Annotated in this window: 18 protein-coding genes and 2 tRNA genes; 13 read left to right on the top strand and 7 right to left on the bottom strand. The window is 40.8% G+C overall.

The genetic code is table 11. The features are described 5' to 3' along the window. The first annotated feature begins 83 nt into the window (after nucleotides 1–83). The 6 genes from SFU91_11450 (at nucleotide 84) to SFU91_11425 (ending at nucleotide 5402) form a co-directional block, all read left to right on the top strand. The gene (locus SFU91_11450; protein ID MDX2129637.1) at nucleotides 84–2006 is read left to right on the top strand and encodes a T9SS type A sorting domain-containing protein; all 1923 of its coding nucleotides are present in this window, start codon (nucleotides 84–86) and stop codon (nucleotides 2004–2006) included. Between the two features lie 31 nt (nucleotides 2007–2037). Further along, a complete protein-coding gene (locus SFU91_11445; GenBank protein ID MDX2129636.1) occupies nucleotides 2038–2481 on the top strand; it encodes a hypothetical protein in 444 nt (147 codons plus the stop codon). A 21-nt stretch (nucleotides 2482–2502) separates the two neighbouring features. Beyond that, nucleotides 2503–2943: a hypothetical protein gene (locus tag SFU91_11440; protein MDX2129635.1), complete on the top strand. Its 441-nt coding sequence runs from the start codon at nucleotides 2503–2505 to the stop codon at nucleotides 2941–2943. 4 nt (nucleotides 2944–2947) lie between these two features. Next, nucleotides 2948–3664: a protein phosphatase 2C domain-containing protein gene (locus SFU91_11435; GenBank protein ID MDX2129634.1), complete on the top strand. Its 717-nt coding sequence runs from the start codon at nucleotides 2948–2950 to the stop codon at nucleotides 3662–3664. Between the two features lie 190 nt (nucleotides 3665–3854). Beyond that, nucleotides 3855–4634 (top strand): hypothetical protein, encoded by a 780-nt coding sequence (locus SFU91_11430; protein ID MDX2129633.1) that lies wholly within the window; start codon nucleotides 3855–3857, stop codon nucleotides 4632–4634. A 105-nt stretch (nucleotides 4635–4739) separates the two neighbouring features. Continuing rightward, nucleotides 4740–5402: a hypothetical protein gene (locus SFU91_11425; protein MDX2129632.1), complete on the top strand. Its 663-nt coding sequence runs from the start codon at nucleotides 4740–4742 to the stop codon at nucleotides 5400–5402. A 374-nt stretch (nucleotides 5403–5776) separates the two neighbouring features. Here SFU91_11425 and SFU91_11420 read toward each other — a convergent pair. Then, a tRNA-Lys gene (locus tag SFU91_11420) sits at nucleotides 5777–5849 on the bottom strand. Nucleotides 5850–5906: 57 nt separating this feature from the next. Continuing rightward, complete coding sequence (secG, locus tag SFU91_11415; protein MDX2129631.1) at nucleotides 5907–6248, bottom strand: preprotein translocase subunit SecG; 342 nt, start codon at nucleotides 6246–6248, stop codon at nucleotides 5907–5909. A gap of 440 nt (nucleotides 6249–6688) precedes the next feature. On the opposite strand from secG, the gene pyk reads away from it, so the two are divergent. Next, nucleotides 6689–8125: a pyruvate kinase gene (pyk, locus tag SFU91_11410; protein ID MDX2129630.1), complete on the top strand. Its 1437-nt coding sequence runs from the start codon at nucleotides 6689–6691 to the stop codon at nucleotides 8123–8125. Nucleotides 8126–8174: 49 nt separating this feature from the next. After that, nucleotides 8175–8249, top strand: a tRNA-Gln gene (locus SFU91_11405). 271 nt (nucleotides 8250–8520) lie between these two features. Here SFU91_11405 and SFU91_11400 read toward each other — a convergent pair. From SFU91_11400 to SFU91_11385, 4 genes are all read right to left on the bottom strand, one after another. Then, complete coding sequence (locus SFU91_11400) at nucleotides 8521–9147, bottom strand: hypothetical protein (protein ID MDX2129629.1); 627 nt, start codon at nucleotides 9145–9147, stop codon at nucleotides 8521–8523. A gap of 149 nt (nucleotides 9148–9296) precedes the next feature. Further along, nucleotides 9297–10376 (bottom strand): hypothetical protein, encoded by a 1080-nt coding sequence (locus SFU91_11395; GenBank protein ID MDX2129628.1) that lies wholly within the window; start codon nucleotides 10374–10376, stop codon nucleotides 9297–9299. Between the two features lie 543 nt (nucleotides 10377–10919). After that, nucleotides 10920–13235 (bottom strand): 3'-5' exonuclease, encoded by a 2316-nt coding sequence (locus SFU91_11390; GenBank protein MDX2129627.1) that lies wholly within the window; start codon nucleotides 13233–13235, stop codon nucleotides 10920–10922. Between the two features lie 25 nt (nucleotides 13236–13260). After that, nucleotides 13261–14040, bottom strand: a complete 780-nt coding sequence (locus SFU91_11385) for a methyltransferase domain-containing protein (protein ID MDX2129626.1) — start codon at nucleotides 14038–14040, stop codon at nucleotides 13261–13263. Nucleotides 14041–14213: 173 nt separating this feature from the next. Here SFU91_11385 and SFU91_11380 point away from each other — a divergent pair, with 173 nt between their 5' ends. Beyond that, entirely contained in the window at nucleotides 14214–15080 is an 867-nt protein-coding gene (locus SFU91_11380; protein ID MDX2129625.1) for an NAD(+)/NADH kinase, read from the top strand. A gap of 18 nt (nucleotides 15081–15098) precedes the next feature. Continuing rightward, complete coding sequence (locus SFU91_11375; protein ID MDX2129624.1) at nucleotides 15099–15647, top strand: thioredoxin family protein; 549 nt, start codon at nucleotides 15099–15101, stop codon at nucleotides 15645–15647. Nucleotides 15648–15671: 24 nt separating this feature from the next. Here the strand turns inward: SFU91_11375 and SFU91_11370 are convergent, their stop codons facing one another. Further along, nucleotides 15672–16673: a hypothetical protein gene (locus SFU91_11370; GenBank protein MDX2129623.1), complete on the bottom strand. Its 1002-nt coding sequence runs from the start codon at nucleotides 16671–16673 to the stop codon at nucleotides 15672–15674. A gap of 180 nt (nucleotides 16674–16853) precedes the next feature. On the opposite strand from SFU91_11370, the gene sdhC reads away from it, so the two are divergent. From sdhC to sdhA, 3 genes are read left to right on the top strand one after another with little or no spacing between them, the layout of a single operon-like run. Then, complete coding sequence (gene sdhC, locus SFU91_11365) at nucleotides 16854–17294, top strand: succinate dehydrogenase, cytochrome b556 subunit (GenBank protein ID MDX2129622.1); 441 nt, start codon at nucleotides 16854–16856, stop codon at nucleotides 17292–17294. Between the two features lie 22 nt (nucleotides 17295–17316). Next, the gene (gene sdhD, locus SFU91_11360) at nucleotides 17317–17835 is read left to right on the top strand and encodes a succinate dehydrogenase, hydrophobic membrane anchor protein (GenBank protein ID MDX2129621.1); all 519 of its coding nucleotides are present in this window, start codon (nucleotides 17317–17319) and stop codon (nucleotides 17833–17835) included. A gap of 46 nt (nucleotides 17836–17881) precedes the next feature. Then, nucleotides 17882–19639, top strand: a complete 1758-nt coding sequence (sdhA, locus tag SFU91_11355; GenBank protein MDX2129620.1) for a succinate dehydrogenase flavoprotein subunit — start codon at nucleotides 17882–17884, stop codon at nucleotides 19637–19639. Nucleotides 19640–19696: the final 57 nt, after the last annotated feature.

Genomic DNA, 19696 nt, shown 5'->3' with positions numbered 1-19696 from the left:
CATCTTGATAAAATAATATTTAATTAAAATTAGTCTCTTAACATAAATTAAAACCCCTTATGAAACCCACAACAAGAACACACATGAAAACTCTTATTTTTACCACTCTTTTATTAATTTTAGTTAATGCTACTGCATTATCACAATGGCAACCGATTGGATATCAAACGAAAGGGATAACCGGGTTTGAGGTTGATAATGTCGGAACTCTTCATGCCTCCTATTCCGATACCGTTCTGCGCTCAACAAATGGTGGAAATTCCTATTTCATTTTTCGTATTCCGGGTGCCATTACCCCTGCGGCAGTATTTCGTTTACTCATTGACCGCACACAAACCCTTTATATATCTGAATATCATACGGCAACTCTTTTACCTCGTTTAGAGCTTGGCTTTTATAAAAGCACCAATCGGGGCGTCACTTGGGATTTTGTGCGAAGAGTATTTCCCGATCAATCCGGTGCGTGTGCGTTTTATGGTACAACCGGCGGTGCAATGCTTTTAGCGTTTAATAATCAAATTCTGCGGTCAACCGATGGGGGTGGTACTTGGACGACCGTTCTTTCTATGACGGGTTCAGTGCGCCCTATATTTCGTTTTTATGAAAATGCGAATGGGGTACTTTTTGCGATGCGTTCGAGTGGCGGTCTCTTTCGATCCACAAACGGTGGCACATCTTGGACAGAAGTTCCGAATTTTACTCGCACCATTATGGAAATGAATGAATATGCCGGAATTGTTTATGCAATGACATTAGGGTTTGGCGTTTTCCGTTCGAATGATAATGGGCAAACATTCGTCAATATTGGGTTAGACGGTCGGGATGCGATTAGTTTCACCAATGATGCCAATGGTACAATTTATGCCGCTTGTACGGATGGGATTTTTGCCTCAGTGAATTTTGGTCAGACTTGGTTTAATTATAATACCGGTCTTCCCTCTCAATTTGGGATAACTGCCATTCGATGCTATCAAAACACATTGTATTTAGGAACTTCACAAGGCATATGGAAGAGAACAGATTTATTTAAGGCCCCATTTATTCCTGAATTTTTCACGGAACCGTTTGATAATGGCATTCATCCCGCTTGGTCAAATATACGATTTAATGGTCAATTTAACACCCAATTTCCTCCTGCTTCTCGTGGTCAATGCCTTTCGGTCTTACTCAATGGAAGCGGTTCACATGCTTATTTAGTTCGAAATCTGACACCTACGCGGGAAGTTACCGTTCAAATGAATATCAACATTCCTCTTTCATTTACTCAAATCAGACCCACCTCCGATATTATGATTCTAAGGCGGTCAAAGAACAATTCTCATTTTGATGCCGATACTTGGGCGGTTTATCTATCAACTGAACAGACGAATTCTTCAAGTTCCACCGTTTCTCTTGTTCCAACCATAAGGAATAATCAAGGTAATTATACTCGACTTAAAAATTTTATTATTCAAAAAGATAAATGGATAAATATTCGAATGACATCCATTCAAACTTCCATTTCTACAAGAATCAAAGTTTATGCAAATAATATCTTGGTTGATGATCAACTTTTCTATCAATATTATGGTGACTTTGAACAATTATTGATTGGTTTAGGAAATTCTCAAGATGAGCTAAATTCTTCAATGCTGATGTACTTTGATGATATTGAATTCCGGAATCAATTTGATGTTTCTATTTTAAATACACCCAAACAAGTTGAAGAAATTAATAGCAAAAATTTCGTTTTATCTCAGAATTATCCTAATCCATTTAATCCTGAAACTACCATTCAATATCAACTACCAACCTCAGGTCAAGTAACGATTCAACTTTATGACCCAACCGGCAGAATCATTTCAAAGGAGTTATTAGGAACCAAAACTGAAGGATTCCATTCCTATTCAATTAACGCATCTCGCTTAGGATTAAGCTCAGGGGTATATTTTTATGAAGTCATCTTCCAAAACCCATCAAATCAAGTTTTGAATCGTCAAATAAAGAAAATGACTCTTGTAAAGTAAATTTAACTCCATCACTTAAACCAATACGGCTATGATTTCGCATCAAGATTATCACGACAGGATTCAAAGAGCATTGGCGGATTCAAGTTTTCAGAAAGCAGTATTAGAGCTTAATTATCATAAAGAAGATGATTGGGAAAAGATTATCGATGACAATGGTTTTTCAAGAAACAATATGATCGTTGGAGTTGTCGTGCCGGGTTATAATGAAGTAATTTATCGGGAATATCAACCGCTAGAACTCTATGATCTCCTTCTTGGCTTTTACCAATCAAAGTATGAATATATGGAGTACATTAGTGCAAATAAAATGCCAATAGAACGTGAAACCGAATACTATCATACACTTAATATCATCAATTTTTTAGCCTTACCATACACAAGGTATGAGAATATGAAATCACTCTATGAAGATTTTATTTATCTAAGACATCGCTTATTAAATTCAAAAGAAATTCAACAAATTAATTATTAATCAAAATTTATTTCAATAAATATGACAAATATTTGTTACAACGTAAATGATGATCAACTTGAAAGTGCTTTTGGTGGGTCAAATACTGAGAAAGTATTTTTAAATCTTAAGAATAAAAAGTATCAAGAATGGGAAGAAATTATTGATAACAATGGGTTTTCGAGAAACAACCTCATCGTTGGCGTTGTTGTTCCGGGTTATGAGGATATTATTTACAGAGAATATCATCCCAATGAGCTTTATGAACTTTATCTTGGGTATTATCACAATAGATATTTATTTGAAGAGTATATCTCTGCAATCGAAATGACCATTCAACGAGAGGTAGAATATTTTCATATCAAAAATATCATCAATTTCCTGACATTACCATATTCAAATTATGAGGCTTTAAAAAAGGCAAATTTAGAGCTTATTGGCATTAGAAAACTATTCTTAATTTCTTATGATATAGATATTTAATAATATGACACATTTTGAAAATTCATATTTTTCATTTTTCAGTGCCTCTTTTTCCGATCCGAATAAATCTGTAAATGGAGACTCCATTAATTATGTATTTATTGAAAATGAAAATTTATTTCTCTGTGCTGTTGCCGATGGCGTATCCAATTCTTACTCTGATACATTATCCTCTTCAATAGCAATAAATACGCTTTTCGAGTCTTTTGAGACCTTAAATGATGAGAAAAGTTTAGAAAAAAGATTGTTAAAGTCCGCTCAACAAGCTCATTTGTCGCTGTATTTGAATGATAAAAAACCACTTTACTCTACCTTAACTGCAGTTGTTTGGCATACCCAACTTCCCTTTTTCTTCATCCTCAATAGTGGAGATAGTCGCGTTTACCAAGTCAATTCCGAAGGAATTAAACAACTAACGAAAGATCACTCAGCAATTACAACCAAAAAGGACGGTAAAGGTGGGCTTATTGTTCGTGAAGTTTTGAGCCAATCCCTTGGATCTCTTTCCTTTAAGCCTTCAATATTGCCTAAAGTCATAGAAGGAAGTATTCTTCTTGCGACAGATGGGTTTTATAAATCTTCGTTCGCAATGAGCCTTTGCTTTGATTTAACTTGTGGAAAGCTAAACAATTCAGATTTCAAGGATCAAATACATACTGCAGAATATAACGATGATGCTTCAATGATTCTATTCCTCCCCAAATCTCTTAAACCGTTATAAGCCCTTTAGAATAAGGATAACTAACATCTTTTATCTATACCTAATAAGTGAATCCCTTTGGACGTTTTCTCACATCATGTGATGGATTGCATTTCTTTCACAAAATGCAAATCGTAAAAAATACCCAAACACTATATTTAAGGATTCACAATCGTTCCTTTTGCACTTAACCTTCAAATTACACAGCAAAATGAAAAGTCATCGCCTCAATGGTTTCGCGCTCCTTTTTATAATAGTATCACACTGCTCATTACAAGTTGCTTATGGTAAGGCCCCAATATTTATTAAAGCTGAATATTCAAAAGACACCTTAAAACCCGGCGATACCTTATTCGTTAAAATGTTTCTTTATAAAAGTATTTATGCATCTTTACAATCAAAGCGGGTTTCACTTGAAAAATATGCTTATGGGTTTGGCTTTCTTAAAGGAGGTAAAATTGAAAAAACTAAGACTGTAATAATTAATGGAAAAACATACAAAAAGGAACATATTTCCACATTTTTTATTATTCCCAAGTATGGTATGATTGACACACTTAATTGTTATCGTGTGTCAATAAAGACTTTTGAAAATCAAATTTATAAATCAAGCTCTAATACAAACTTTGGAAAATTAACTGAGATCTCAATCAAATCCGAACCTATTATTATTGTTTGTCGAACTGAGCCAACTCCTACATTCGATGAAAATGACACTGCCGATGTAAGCACCATTCAAAACGCTTCTTTAACGCCATTCTCAGATATTAATTCAAGTTCATTTTCTCAGTTTCTCTTTTTTTCAATTATTGTACTTTCTTTATTGATCTTTTATCAAGGTTATACTAAATATGATTATATAAAATCTACTGATGGAGCCGATCAAAAGGTATTCTTCAAGAGTTTATCACCATTAGATGAATATTATATTAAAAATATCCCAAAATTAAATCAATTTAATATTAATGAGATTAAAAACTCCTTTATTTAACTCGATTCATTAATTGCACCAATCGATAATGATGCGAATCAATCATTTAATGAGTTTGGATTGGAGTATCGATTTAGAAATGACTTAAGTAACAATAAATACCAAATGGAAATCCCTATTTTTCAAGGAAAATTAAAAGAAATTGATGAATATTTGAAGAATAATAGTTCTTTTCTAGCAGAATATTTTATTATTAAACATGACAATTACGAGGATTATTCTCCTTATTCTTCCAATTATTTTAGCTGGCTCAAACAGTTTCCAGCAACTCTTAATATTGCTCTAATATCCCCAACCCGAATGAACATCAGACAATCTAAAAAATTCGAAATTTCCAAACTTGATTCTCTTTTCGATTTTGAATTCTTTTTCGGAACAAATAAAGATTTTTATAAACAAGAAAGTGGTTTTACGAAATTCCTTATATTTCAACAGAATTTTGATTATGTAATTTTTTATAATGGTATTTTTTGGTTTTTCTATGAATCAAGTTTCAATCAATGGATACAAGATCCCTATTTTCTAGAAAATTGCATTATTTCATTTCATTTACAAAGAGATATGAATGCAAGCAATGTAATTCCTTATTATATCACACATGATTCTAAAATTGAAACTACTAATACTGCAAAATTTAATTCCTTTATCAGTGTTATGAAAAATTATTATAGGTTATCTGTTTTTATAACAAGAGAGTATTGCACTTATCAAATAATCCTATTTAGTGGACTTTTTAACAAAAGTATAAAAGATAGCATTTCGAAATGATGCAATGTGTTTTCCACAAGCCACGCAAATAAACTTTATGGAAAATACCTTTTTGCAAATTTTTTCTCTTTTTATCAAATCTTCACCCCCTTTAAATGCTTTTTATAATTCACGTGCATGTATTACAATTTTGGTGTGCTTCCAAGACAAGTATAGCTGGTATGACAAAAAAATTGGCTCTATTTTAGGGTTGGTAATGAAAATGAGTTGTTATAGAAAGTTCGACAATCTGTGTAAAATTTAGACTTACTTATCCACCCCATTTTTTCTTACTAACATGTAAGTCACGCCTAAAATGAGTCGTAAGCCGCCAAAGCCATTCACCTTCAAAACCGGTTTATAAACACAAAAGCCACCTTTCGGTGGCTTTGTTGTGCATCCGCTAGGGCTCGAACCTAGGACCCAGTGATTAAGAGTCACTTGCTCTACCAGCTGAGCTACGGATGCATCATTCTATCTAACTTAAATCAAAAACAACTCAAAAATCATAATCTCATTCTGAGATTAATTCCCAAGCCCACTTGGGAGCGAACCGCCCGGAGCCGGAAGCGGCTTTGCCGGTGCAGCCGGTGCATTTCGCTGAATCACGCTTTCTTCAGTTTCCTTCGCTTTGTTGGTGCTTGCCGTGGTGAATTCCGCGACAATGCACAGAATTAAAAAGGCGGCAGCTAAATATGTGGTTGTTTTACTGAGGACATCAGCTGTGCGACGAACGCCAAGCACTTGCGCCGTTCCAAGCCCGCTCAATCCGCCGGCTAAACCCATCCCTTTACTCGCTTGCAGGAGCACAACCGCAACGAGCAACACCGAGACTATCATCGTAAGAACTATAACAAAAGTATGCATAAAGAACCCTGTTTGGGATATTTAATTCATCGATAGTTAATCGAATAAAATTTTCTTTTCAATTCATATAATATCATTGCCACTAACGAGATTCATCAAATGGCTAAGCAATTCTTACATTCGCCATATTAAATAACCCGAGCTCGGCTTTCACTTTATGAATTGGGCTGCAAAATTAGTGTTTCTTTCTTAAATTGCAAACCGTTTCTAAAATTTCTTACGGTTGAAAACGAAACCGACGCAATTCTAAAAATTCATCACCTGTATTTATTCAGAATCGATTGGCTGCAATCCTTTGGTTCATCACTTGTTCACAAGGCTTCTTCTGCTTTCAAGCTGCCTTTTTCGGAGGCGGCTCACTTACAAGACGCAATTCAAGAGCACATTTAAGTACCTATTCATAAAATTCTGTCGCTCAATCACTTTTCAAAAAACCATCAATGTCTAAGCACACAAAAATATTATGCACCCTCGGTCCATCGACGAATAGCGTCGAAAAAATATCTCAACTGATTGAAGCGGGAATGAACATCGCGCGGCTAAACTTCTCTCACGGCACACACGAAGATCACTTAGCACGGATGCAAATGGTGCGCGAAGCCGCCGCAAAAACAGGCAAAACCGTGGGAATTCTGATGGATTTGCAAGGCCCGAAAATCCGAATTGGCGATCTCGAAAATGGCGGTTTCCCGCTCACCAAAGGCGATCATCTCCGCATCACCACAGAGCCCGTTTTGGGAACAAAAGAGGTGGTTTCTACTTCTTATCGGGCAATTGTGAAAGATGTTCAAATTGGAAATCGTATCCTCATTGATGATGGACTTATTGAGATTAAAGTCATTGATAAATCCGCGACGGAAATTGTTACAGAAGTTATCGTGGGTGGATTTCTAAAACCTAAGAAAGGCTTTAACCTCCCCGAAGTGCGAGTCTCAATTCCGGCAATGACGGAAAAGGACATCGCGGATTTGAAGTTTGGGCTTGCTCAAGGCGTTGATTTCGTGGCACTCTCTTTTGTTCAAAGCCCGTGGGATATCGATTACCTCCGAACAATGATTAAAGCCGAAGGCCGGGATACTTGGATTGTGGCGAAAATTGAAAAACCGCAAGCCATTCAATACATCGATGAAATTATCGATAAAGCCAATGCCATTATGGTCGCACGGGGTGACTTGGGAATCGAGCTCAATACTAGCGATGTTCCCATCGTTCAAAAAATTATCGTGCAAAAGTGCAATGAGCGGTATAAGCCAGTCATTATTGCCACGCAGATGTTGGAATCGATGATTGAAAACCCCCGCCCAACCCGTGCCGAAGCGAGCGATGTCGCGAATGCGGTATTCGATGGCACCGATGCCGTAATGCTTTCCGGTGAAACCGCCTCGGGCAAATATCCAATTGAAGCCGTAACTACGATGTCGCAGATAATCAGACGGGTTGAGGATCAAGAAAACCGCAGCTTGCTGCACTCGCGCCGCAGTTTCCGAAGAGCCGATTATGTTAATATTGATTTGGGAGAAGCCGTTGCAATCTCGGCAGTTCAAGTTGCGCAAAACATCAACGCCTCCGCAATTGTGGTGATGACCCATTCGGGTTCAACAGCCATTAAAGTCGCAAAGCAAAAACCCAACTGCCCGATTTTTGCGATTACCGATAACGATCTCGTAGAACGATTGATGTCGATGGTTTGGGGGGTTGAAACCATTCTGACCGAAACCTTAACCTCTACCGATGAAAGCTTTGCAGTTATTGAGCAGCTTCTCATTAAAAATAACTTGGTGAAAGAGGGCGATAAGGTTGTCTTTACGATGGGAATCCCGGTGTTGAAGCACGGAACCACTGATACAATTAAAGTCAGCCGAATTGGAATGAAGTGAAGTCTTGAGAGATTTTGATTAACTATTTTGGGGTGAAATTCCCCGAGATGGCGTGTTCGTCTAGAGGCTAAGGACGCTGTGCTTTGGAGCGCGGAGACACTCGGTTCGAATCCAGTACACGCTACGAATTAGGGTGACCTTGGCCCCTTGAAACCATCTTGTCGATTACCTCTCACATAGTCATTCCGGCTTGTCCGGAATCCTGCACGCCCTTCTTTTGAAGGAGTCATTTCGAGCGCAGCGAGAAATCTCCGACTTTCAGCACGCCCGAGATTTCTCACTTCGCTTGGCTCCGTTCGAAATGACTGAAAATTAAGACAAACGAGAGGTGGCCGCGGCTTGTCGAAACCACCGTATCGTGAAGGATGTCATTTCGACAGGCTCAATGACCCCCTTCACCTTGTCATTTCGAGCGCAGCGAGAAATCTCAGACTCTCAGCACGCCTCACTTCGAGGTGGTTGAGCCTGTCGAAACCACCGTATCGTGAACCACTCACCCTCTGCATGTCATTCCGGCAAGCGAAGCGCGTCCGGAATCCTGCACGCCCTTCATTTGAATGAGTCATTTTTAGCGCAGCGAGAAATCTCAGACTCTCAGCACGCCTCACTTCGAGGTGGTTGAGCCTCTCGAAACCACCGTATCGTGAACCACTCACCCTCAGCATGTCATTCCGGCAAGCAAAGCGCGTCCGGAATCCTGCACGTCCTTCATTTGAATGAGTCATTTCGAGCGCAGCGAGAAATCTCCGACTTTCAGCACGCCCGAGATTTCTCACTTCGCTTGGCTCCGTTCGAAATGACTGAAAATTAAGACAAACGAGAGGTGGTTGAGCCTGTCGAAACCACCGTGTCGCGGACAAGTGCTTTTGCAAAGGCAACCACAAAGGCCACAAAGGAATATCGCAGAGGGCACAGAGTCTAAACGAGGTCATTCCGGCAAGCAAAGCGCGTCCGGAATCCTGCATGCACCTAAACGAGGTGGCCGCGGCTTGTCGAAACCACCGTATCGTGAAGGATGTCATTTCGACAGGCTCAATGACCCCCTTCACATCGTCATTCCGAGGCTTTATGTGGCTCGTCAAGCTCGCCTCGGTATTCTACTTTCATTTTTTGGGAATTATAAATGTAAGGTCTTAAAATTTTGTAACCATAATCACCATTTTTATTCATCTTATTTTCGTTTACCTATTAAAATAATTGCCTTGACAGGCATCTGACCCACTCCAATTGCTAATTCTCCTTTCATTCGCAAACCATAATAGTTTCCATACAGACCAATTTGCGCCTCGTAGTTTTTCCAAGTACTTCCATTGTAATGCATTACTTCGCCGCCTGACCCTGCTGTAAGAATATCATTCCAATTATTGGCATGAATCTGAGAAGTAAAATAACTCCCTCTCGTTCGCTCTTTCCAAGCCAATTCTTCAAGTTTGTTTTTATGATGAACTCCGGCTCCGGTTATCCAATAATGCTTGTCTTTTTGAAACCAAATTCCGGTTAATTCATATTGGATTGGAAAAGCAGGGATACTATCGACTTTACTTCCTTTGATTGATAAAATTAATCGATCATAGCTATTGAAGCCATTTAAGGCAACGGCTAAAATTTCATAGCTGCCATTTGAGGAATCCCCATAAATATCAGCAATATGGAACCCCGTCCCGCTATTGAGCCGCCGCCACACGCTCCCGTCGTAATGCGCTAAATTGCCGTTGTTGCCTACCACATAAAAATTACTAGAACTCGTCCCCCACGCTTTATTAATCCATCCAAATCCAAACATTACTGGAGAATTAAATGTAGAAATCCATTCTGCTCCATTCCAACGGTTGGCGACATCAGCAGAAAATGCCCAAACATCATTCTCTCCAAAAGCTAAAATTGAGCGAAATACAGGTGCTGAAATATTATCCCTACTTGCTACATAGAATACTCGCTGTAATGTCCACCCCTTCCCGTCCCATTTTGCAACATTATACTTTATAGGGTCTAACTGCCCGGTGATGCTATCGCGCAGGTAAATTTCACCCACGGCGTAAGCGAGGCTATCGTTGATAATGGCCACATCATATAAGGCAGAGCTTCCGCCGTCGCCTAAAGTGGTTATGGTCCATTGCCAATCGTGCGAGGTGGTGTCGGGCGTTTGGGGCAATTCTTCTCCCGGGCCGGTTACTTCTTTGCAGCTTACGCCCCAAAAGAGCAGCATGAGCGCACAAAGAAAAAGGCAATGCGCAAGCGGATGGGTTTTCATACTTCTTGTTCAGTGAAGAGTTATGAGTAATGAATGTTCAGTGCTTGTGGTAAAGTTACGCGCCTTGTTATCTTTTTTGCGATAATAAAATGGTTTATTCTTTCTTTTCTAAAGCCGTTTTGGACGTGGGGGAGAGTTCAATGATGAGTGAGGAATGGATTAAATCATGTTCATCCTTGAATCCTGAAAATTAAGGTTCAGACGGGGTTTTGGGGCGTGCAAGATTCCGGACAAGCCGGAATGACTGGGTGAAGTTGAGTGGCGCACGACACGGTGGTTTCGACAAGCTCAACCACCTCGCTTTTTAAGTTTTTAATCCTCTTCATCCCTTCATCCCTTCATCCTGAAAATCCTGATTCAGACAGTGTTTTGGTGCTTGCGGAAAGTCGGAGATTTCTCGCTGCGAGCTTGACGAGCATATTAAAGCCTCGAAATGACTTCTTTAGGTTTTGTGGGAAGCGACACGGTGGTTTCGACACTTCGACAGGCTCAGTTCGGCGCAGGCTCAACCACCTCACTTTCTCGTCACGATGAAATTCTGTTTTAGTTCGGTTCAACGATCGTCAGGTTGGCAAACTTCACGACAAGTGTTTTTTCGCCGGCGGATCGAAAGAAGATTTTTGCTTTTGCACCATCGCCGTTTCCTTCAAGAGAAGTAATTTTTCCAACCCCAAAAATTTTGTGGCTTACTTTCATTCCTATGGCTAAAGCCGGTCCTTCAATTTCCGCTTTTGGCTTTGTTTGGCGTGAGGCCATTTTTCCACTCGCGACATAATCGTCGTAATCCATTTCCTTTTTTGGCTTGCGGTTCCACGTGCCACCGCCACGATATTCCTCTCCATCGCTGTAATCTCGTGTGATTCGAGTGTTTTCTCGCTTTTCAATTCGCAAATCGGAAAGAAGCTTGCCGCCTTCGGTTTCGACCACATCGCCATCGATTTCATCTAAAAATCGTGATTTCAACGAAGGCTGGGTGAATCCAAATCGAAATCTGTTTTTTGCATACGAGAGGTACAGTTTTTTCCTTGCTCTTGTGAGGGCAACATAAAATAGCCGACGCTCTTCTTCCAATTCCTCGTTTGTTTCCGGATTAAGCGGAAAGAGTTTTTCCTCCAAACCTGTCACAAATACAATCGGAAATTCCAAACCTTTGGCGGAGTGAACCGTCATTAAAGCCACTTTATTTGAGGCATCTTCATCATCATCTTGAGCGTCGGTCAAAAGCGCGACATCTTGCAAGAAGTCGGGCAGTTTGTTTTGCTCAGCGTGCTTCTCGCAATAGCTTTTGGCGAGTGAAAGAAATTCTTGGAGGTTATCAAAACGTGTGCTTGAATCAGTAGTATTATCATTTTTGAGGATTTCAAGAATGCGGGTTTCTTCATAAAGTTCTCGCACAACCTCGAAGGCATCATACTTTTCAGCCGTTTTTTGCAGCGATTGAATGAGCTTGTAAAAATCCCTTAATGCAGATGCAAGTCGTGGTTGAATGTCATACATCGACGCGCGGCGAATTAAATCAAAGAGCGAAATACCTTCATCATACGCCAATTGACGCAGCTTATCAAGGCTTGTATCGCCAATGCCGCGGGTTGGATAGTTGATAATACGCAAGAGTGATTCTTCATCCGCCGGGTTATTGAGAAGCCGCAAATAGGCCACCACATCTTTTATTTCCTTGCGCTTATAAAAAGAGACGTTTCCAAAAACCTGATAACTAATCCCGTTTTGCCGCAGGGCATCTTCAAGCACGCGGCTTTGGGAGTTGGTTCGGTAAAAGATTGCAAAATCTTTGTTGGAGTAACCTTTGAGCAACTTTTGATCACGAATGGCATTAATGATTTTTGACGCTTCATTTTTTTCATCAAATGCTTCAATAAAAGTTACGCGCTCGCCGGAATCGTTTCGGGTAAAAAGATTTTTTTCAAGTTGGCCGCGGTTTTGCTTGATGACCGAATTAGCAATGGCTAAAATGGTTTTGGTTGAGCGGTAGTTTTCTTCGAGCCTCACGACGGTGGAATCGGTGTAGTCATTTTGGAAGCTGAGGATATTCGTAATATCTGCACCCCGCCAAGAGTAAATCGATTGGGCATCATCACCAACCACACAAATATTCCGGTGCTTTTGAGAGAGCAATTTTGCCACGAGATATTGCGCATAATTGGTATCCTGATATTCATCAATCATCAAGTATTCAAACCGCTCTTGATAAAATTCCAAAATTCTTGGCTCTTGCATAAATAGCTCAATGGGTTTGATAAGCAAATCATCAAAATCCATTGCATTGTTGGAGCGAAGCTTTTCAGCATAGCGTTGATAAACCATTGCAGCCTTTTCTGTTGCATAATCACTTCCCACAGACCCTTTTGATTCTAACATCTGATGGGGCAAAACGAATCTGTTTTTTGCTCGGCTAATCATTGACTGTACCGTATTGGGTGTAAGCAGTTGGGGATTGATTCCCAAATCGTTCATGATTTCTTTAATCACGCGTTGAGAGTCTTCCGAGTCGTAAATGGAAAAAGAATTGGTAAAATTCAGAAGCGAGGCGTGCTGACGAAGAAGCTTTGCAAAGTTAGAGTGAAAGGTTCCAATCCAAAGACCCCGCGAGGCGCCTTGCCCTAATACGGAATCGATGCGGTCTTTCATTTCCCTAGCCGCTTTATTGGTAAAGGTTAAGGAAAGGATGTTTCCGGGCGGGGTATGTAAATATTGAATGATATACGCGGTTCGAAAAGTAATCACGCGAGTTTTCCCTGAACCGGCGCCGGCAATAATCATCACCGGCCCATTTGTCGAAGAAACCGCCTTCGCTTGCGGTTCATTAAGGTTCGATAAAAATTTTTCTACTGACGGTAACATGCTGAATTTATCTTTTCCAACTTCGTTATACTTTTTGCGCAAAAATGATTAAACGAGGAGAACTCGATTCGTTAAAGGGGTTTCCCTCATAATCACCGAGCAATTTCCGAACCTGAAATCCACTGGATGTAATCAGCATTTTCAAATCATAGGGCTCATAGAGCCTGACCGATTCGGTAAAATTATGAATCATGTCTTTGTCATAAATATCAATATGCTTAACCACTTGATCGCCTTGAATGTAACGGGTTTCGACATACCGCACACCGTCAATTAACTTCTCATTTTTTGGGGTGAGTTTGCTTCGAAGTACCGCCGGATTTAAGTAATCAAGCACATAAATTCCCTTTTGCTTTAATGAGCGTGATACTGAAATGAGCGTTCGTTCATCATCCAAGGGGTCTTCAAAGTAGCCAAAGCTGGTAAAGAGTTGAACCGCTGCATCGAATTCATCGCGAAAAGGCAACCGCCGCATATCATTCTGTGTAAATCGCAATTTTGCACTATGCTCAATTGAAAGCCGCCGTGCTTCAGTGAGTAAAAACTCAGAGAGATCGTTGGCCGTTATGCTCAGCCCTTCTTTAGCAAATTGCACCGCATGACGCCCTGCGCCGCAAGCCACATCAAGCAACTTCGGTTTTTCAGCTCCCTTCCCCCTTAATTCTTCAAGACAAGTAAGAATTAAGCGCACGGTTTGCTGTGCTTCATTGGTATCGCGATGGCCATAAAGCTTTAGGTAATACGGGCTTTCAAACCAAGTTTGAAACCATTTTTTTTCTGTCTCTTTTTCTTGATTGATAGTCAATGGTCGTTTTGGAAATCACTTAAAAGTTTGTGAAGAATTCTTTTGTGAGAATTTGCTGGTTAGAATTCGATTGTTATTTTCAAACAAGCCGCAAATATAATTCCTTTTTCGTCTTCAGTTGGTTTTATTTCATAGTCTTCTGTCGTTTTTGATTACAAGTTAACTTCATGTCAATATCCTTCGGAATCGTTATTAATACCGATCGTGAGCCTGCAATTTCTTGCGGAAAATCGCTTGTAACTTGGCTTCAAAAAAGGAAGATTCCCTTTTTTATTGATAAAGAAAGCAATACCCCACTTCATCTTTCAAAAGCTTTGCAAAAATATCTTCTGGCCAAGGAAGAAATGCATAAAGCCTGCGACATTTTCATTTCACTTGGCGGAGATGGGACATTGCTTGGGGTTTCTCGTGTTGCCCAAGGAAAACCGATTTTAGGAATCAATTTTGGTCGCTTAGGATTCTTGGCCGAATTTTCAGATGAAGAGTTGTTTCCGGCATTGGAGCGAATTGTTCAAAACCAATTTCAAACGGAAACCCGAACGCTATTGGAAGTAGCGGTTTCGCAAGAGAAACGAGAAAAAGTTTTTACCGCTCTAAATGATGTCATTATCGAAAAGGGTGGCTACCCCCGCCTGCCTTTGATTTCACTTCGAATAGATGGTCATTTGCTTGCTGATTACAAAGCTGATGGCATTATTATCGCCACTTCCACGGGTTCAACGGCTTATTCAATGTCGGCCGGTGGGCCGATCATCATTCCAAAGTCGCGCGTTTTTGTTATTACCCCAATATGCCCTCACATGCTCACGGTTCGTCCGATTGTGATTAACGACGAAAAAGAAATTGAAATAATGGTTGAAACGCCCGCGCCAAATTTCGTGCTCAATTGTGATGGGAACATTCAGCTTAAAATTTCTCCGAAAGATCGGCTTCGAGTTTATAAATCGGAGCAACAAGTGTTGCTTATTAAAAATGAGCAACGAAATTATTATGATGTCCTTCGCTCGAAGTTTCTTTGGGGAAGAGAATACACACGTTAAGTCAAACCAAAAAAATCTATGCCATATCGATTCATACTACTTACTCTCCTTTTACTTCTTTCTGCCTGTTCATCTATACAGCCGCAAAAAGAAAAACCAACAAGCACAACCTACAAAGTTCTTCCTGACCCAAAGAAATCGGAACAAGTGGTGCTTTTAGGAACAGGCTCTTGGAAAGCTTGGCAACAGGAAGCCAAATGGAATCATTATGATGCTGCAGATTACGCACCGAAAGACTCTGTCCTACAAGCATTAAGCAAACTCATTTCTGAAAAACGCGCTGAACTTGGTTGGGTACTCTTTGCCGGAAGCTGGTGTGGAGATAGCAAAGAGCAAGTACCAATCGTGTTCAAGGTTTTCGCCTCACTTGGCGTTCCGGATTCTTTGGTTCAAGTCAAAGGGGTCACAAGAGAGAAACAGGACTTTGAAGGTGAATCTCAAAAGTATAAAATTGAGCGTGTCCCGACTTTGGTCGTACTTTGGAATGGCTCAGAAATTGGGCGAATCGTCGAAACACCTACAAATAATTGGGAAACGGATTTACTTGAAATCATCAACAAGCCGTAAGAAAGAACCTATTCATGATTGAATTTACTTGTCTTCACAACGCTTTTTGATGACTTTTAAGATGGATTCTTGAATATCGCGCATGACCCAATCTGTCCAAAACCCCGCGTAGAAATTAAATCGAGTTGAAACACGCTCACGGCTTAAAAGTTTTAGGGTTGCTTTTCCATTGCTGTTCGGAACAATTTCATATTCGCCATATAACACATCAAAGTATTCCCCGCCAATGGTAACATGTTCATCAAGCGTGCCGGGCGGAATTTTATCGGCTTTGATGGTAAACCCAAGTTTTTTCTTTTCTTCCCAAAGGGTCACGGTTTCCACAAACAAGACACCCCCATCGAATGTTGCATGTCGAACCCCGCCGATTCCCTCGTGGGTTAGTGTTGCCTCCAAGGGTTTTGGAAATCCAATTGAATGAAAAAAAGTTGATTCCAATTCTTCATTTTCAATTTTGCGAACTCGGATTATTTCATTCCAAATCGTTTCCGGCGATGCAGAAATTTCTATTTCAGTATCAACCGTTCTCATTTCAAGTGGGGCATTCACCTGACTTTCAATCCCTGAAACGAAAACCGGCAAAAGAAGCATCGCAAATGGCATAAACCCTAAAATTGAATTTCCATTTCGCGCATTTCTTTTGTCAATCATCCGCCTGACAACGCCTGCCAAAACCCCGCCAATACTTGACATAACAAGTAAAACAGGCGTAGCCATAAGAATGCAGATTGATCCCTCTAACCCGGTAATAAATGTCATGAATAAGAGCACAAGAATCGACGCCCAAGGGAGAAAAATCTCTACCAAAAAAAGCGACTTCTTCACCGAATCCAAAAACCAAATCGTAAGAAAGCCTAAAGCAAGTGGCACAAAAAACATAAACCCAACCGTCATAACCCCAAAAATATCTCCGGCGAAACCCTCACCGCGATATTGAAAAACCACCCGTGCCAAAAGCCCATAAACCGCCCCAATGAATGCACTTGCAATAAATGACCAAATTCCTTTTGGAAATGAAATTTTCATGACGGTTCCTTAGTTATAATTTGCGCTTTGAAGTTTCGAGATAATATCTTTTTGAATTTCACCAAATAGAATTTCAATTCAAATTGATTGTAAGAAATATCGATTGTGTTATCTTGAGCTCGTTTTAATATAATTTTGAAGTAACGCTTTGCAAAGCAAAGAATTAGAAAGGAACGCAGTATGGCCGTAGAACAAAACACTCCTAAAACAGCGGCAAAAATTCCCTACCTCCCAAATTTTTCAAACGCAATTTCGTCAATACTCGGGTACAAGTGGAATCCGGGAATGTGGGCTTGGCTTTTGCATCGGCTCAGTGGCGTTGGGATGGTGATTTATTTGGTGCTCCACATTATTGGGCTCCGGTCACTTTACGACCCTTTGAAATTTGACCAACTCATCAGCACTTACCGAAGTCCGCTCTTTAAAATTGGAGAATTGGCGTTGCTTGCCATTGTGACTTATCACTCGATTAACGGGTTCAGAATTGTAATGGTTGATTTTTTGGGATGGTCACCGAAGCAAAAAAAAATGTTTTATGCCACCGTGGTTCTCTCGGTTCTTATCATTTTACTTGGCGGCTACCCGATAATGGCACCCGTCGTTTTTTCACTATTTAATTAACAACTTTTGAAGTATTAGAGTTATGCAAAATCGTAGTGCAAAAAAAAGCGGTGCTTTCGGATGGTTTATGCAACGCGTTTCAGGCGTTTTGCTTCTTGCAACCCTGATCGGACACTTTTGGGTTCAACATATGCCCACCGATTATCTTTCAAATCCTGAAGAGTTCCGCAAAATCCGCGAGGCCTATATGGAGAAATCGCCGGAGTACAAAGCAGCCGTTGAAGCAGGCACCATCTCCGATGCGCGGAAATATGAACATGTCATTACATATGAAAAAGTGACTTCGCGCCTTTCTAATCCACTTTGGAAAATCTTTGATTTGCTTTTCCTTGTGTTTGGGTTATATCACGGGTTCAATGGTTTATTAAATATTATCGATGATTATGTCAAGAAAACGGGCTTAAGACTCACCCTTGTGGCCTCGTGCTGGATTCTTGGAATTTCGCTTTTTCTACTCGGTGCGCAAACCGTATTAACCGCTGGTGTTTATCAACCGCCAATGGGAATTACGGAGTTCTTTTCTTCGGTTTCAATGAAATAGTCCCTTTTGTTAGATGAATAAAGATTAACGAAATAATTAAATCAGTATGGCAGTATTTACTCATGATATCGTTATTGTAGGCGCAGGATTGGCCGGGCTTCGTGCAGCTGTAGAAGCAGCCGGTCAGGTGGATGTCGCTGTGATTTCTAAATTACACCCGCTTCGCTCGCACTCCGGTGCTGCACAAGGAGGCATTTGCGCTGCTTTAGGAAATGAAGAAGAAGATTATCCGATTTGGCATGCCTTCGACACCGTGAAAGGGTCAGATTACTTAGGCGATCAAGATGCGATTCAAATTATGTGTGAAGATGCACCGCGAGCCATTATTGAAATGGAGCACTTTGGCGTTCCATTTTCACGCACCAAAGAAGGCAAAATTGCGCAACGGCCGTTTGGTGGTCACACACGCAATTTTGGTGAAGCGGCCGTCCGACGCGCCTGCTATGCTGCCGATCGCACCGGTCATGTTTGCCTTCATACGCTTTATGAGCAATGCACTCGCCGCAATGTAAGATTCTACAACGAAATGCAGGTAATTGATATTATTGAAACCGATGGTGTTGTGTCAGGTTGCGTCGCTTATGAAATCCGAACCGGCGACATTCACCTTTTCAATTCGAAAGCATTAATGTTCGCGACCGGCGGCTACGGAAGGGCTTATAAAACCACTTCGAATGCGCACGCCAACACCGGCGATGGATTTTCAATTGCCCTTCGCCACGGAATCCCGCTTGAGGATATGGAATTCGTGCAGTTTCACCCAACAGGCCTTTATCGCTTGGGCATTTTAGTCACCGAGGGCGCGCGCGGCGAAGGCGGTATTTTACGCAATGGTTCCGGTGAGCGCTTTATGGAGCGGTATGCTCCAACGGTGAAAGACCTTGCGCCACGCGATATGATTTCACGCTGTATGTATCTCGAGGTTCGTGAGGGGCGCGGCGTTGGGCCAAGCAAAGATTATATCAATCTTGATCTCACCCACCTTTCATTGAAGCAGATTGAAACCAAACTTCCCGAGATTTCAACCTTCTCAAAAATTTATCTTGGTGTTGATCCTTCAAAAAATCCAATTCCTGTTCAACCCACATGCCATTATGCGATGGGCGGAATTCCAACAAACATCAACGGCCGTGTGGTATCGGATTCGAAGAACACCGTGAAGGTTGGCTTCTGGGCAGCTGGCGAAGCGGCTTGCGTTTCAGTTCACGGCGCTAATCGATTAGGCACGAATTCCTTACTCGATCTCATTGTGTTTGGGCGCAGAGCCGGAAAAGATATGCTGAAGTTTGTTCAAGAAACGAAAGGCAGAATGCCAATTGCAAAAGATTCCGACAAAGAAACCCGCGAACGTTTTGATAACATCCTTTCTCGTACCAGCGGTGAGAGTGTTGGAAAAGTTCGTGACGATTTGCAACAACTGATGATGGATCATGTTTCTGTTTTCAGAACGGAAGAAGGACTTGAACGCGCTCGCCGTGAAATCCAAACGCTTCGTGAACGCTCACGCAATGTCGCTGTTCAAGATAAAGGCAAGGAATTTAATACTGATTTATTAGATGCCGTCGAATTGGAATATTTGGTTGACTTTTCAATTACTTTGGTTGAAAGCGCAGCAAACCGTAAAGAATCACGTGGTGCACACGCCCGAGAAGATTATAAGCAACGCGATGACGCCAATTGGCTCAAGCATACCCTTTGCTGGCTCGATGAAGATTCCGGTCAGGTTAAAATCGATTACAAACCGGTAGATTTAAGCCTCGCCGAAACCGATCCACGCTTTAAGCCTAAAGAGAGAAAGTACTAAATCTTTATCCCCCTTTTCTCCCTTCCGATAAATAAGTTATCCTCCTTTTGAATTATC

The sequence above is a fragment of the Chloroherpetonaceae bacterium genome (assembly GCA_033763895.1).
GTDB lineage: Bacteria > Bacteroidota > Chlorobiia > Chlorobiales > Thermochlorobacteraceae > JANRJQ01.
This window is presented reverse-complemented; position numbering and strand designations above follow the sequence as displayed.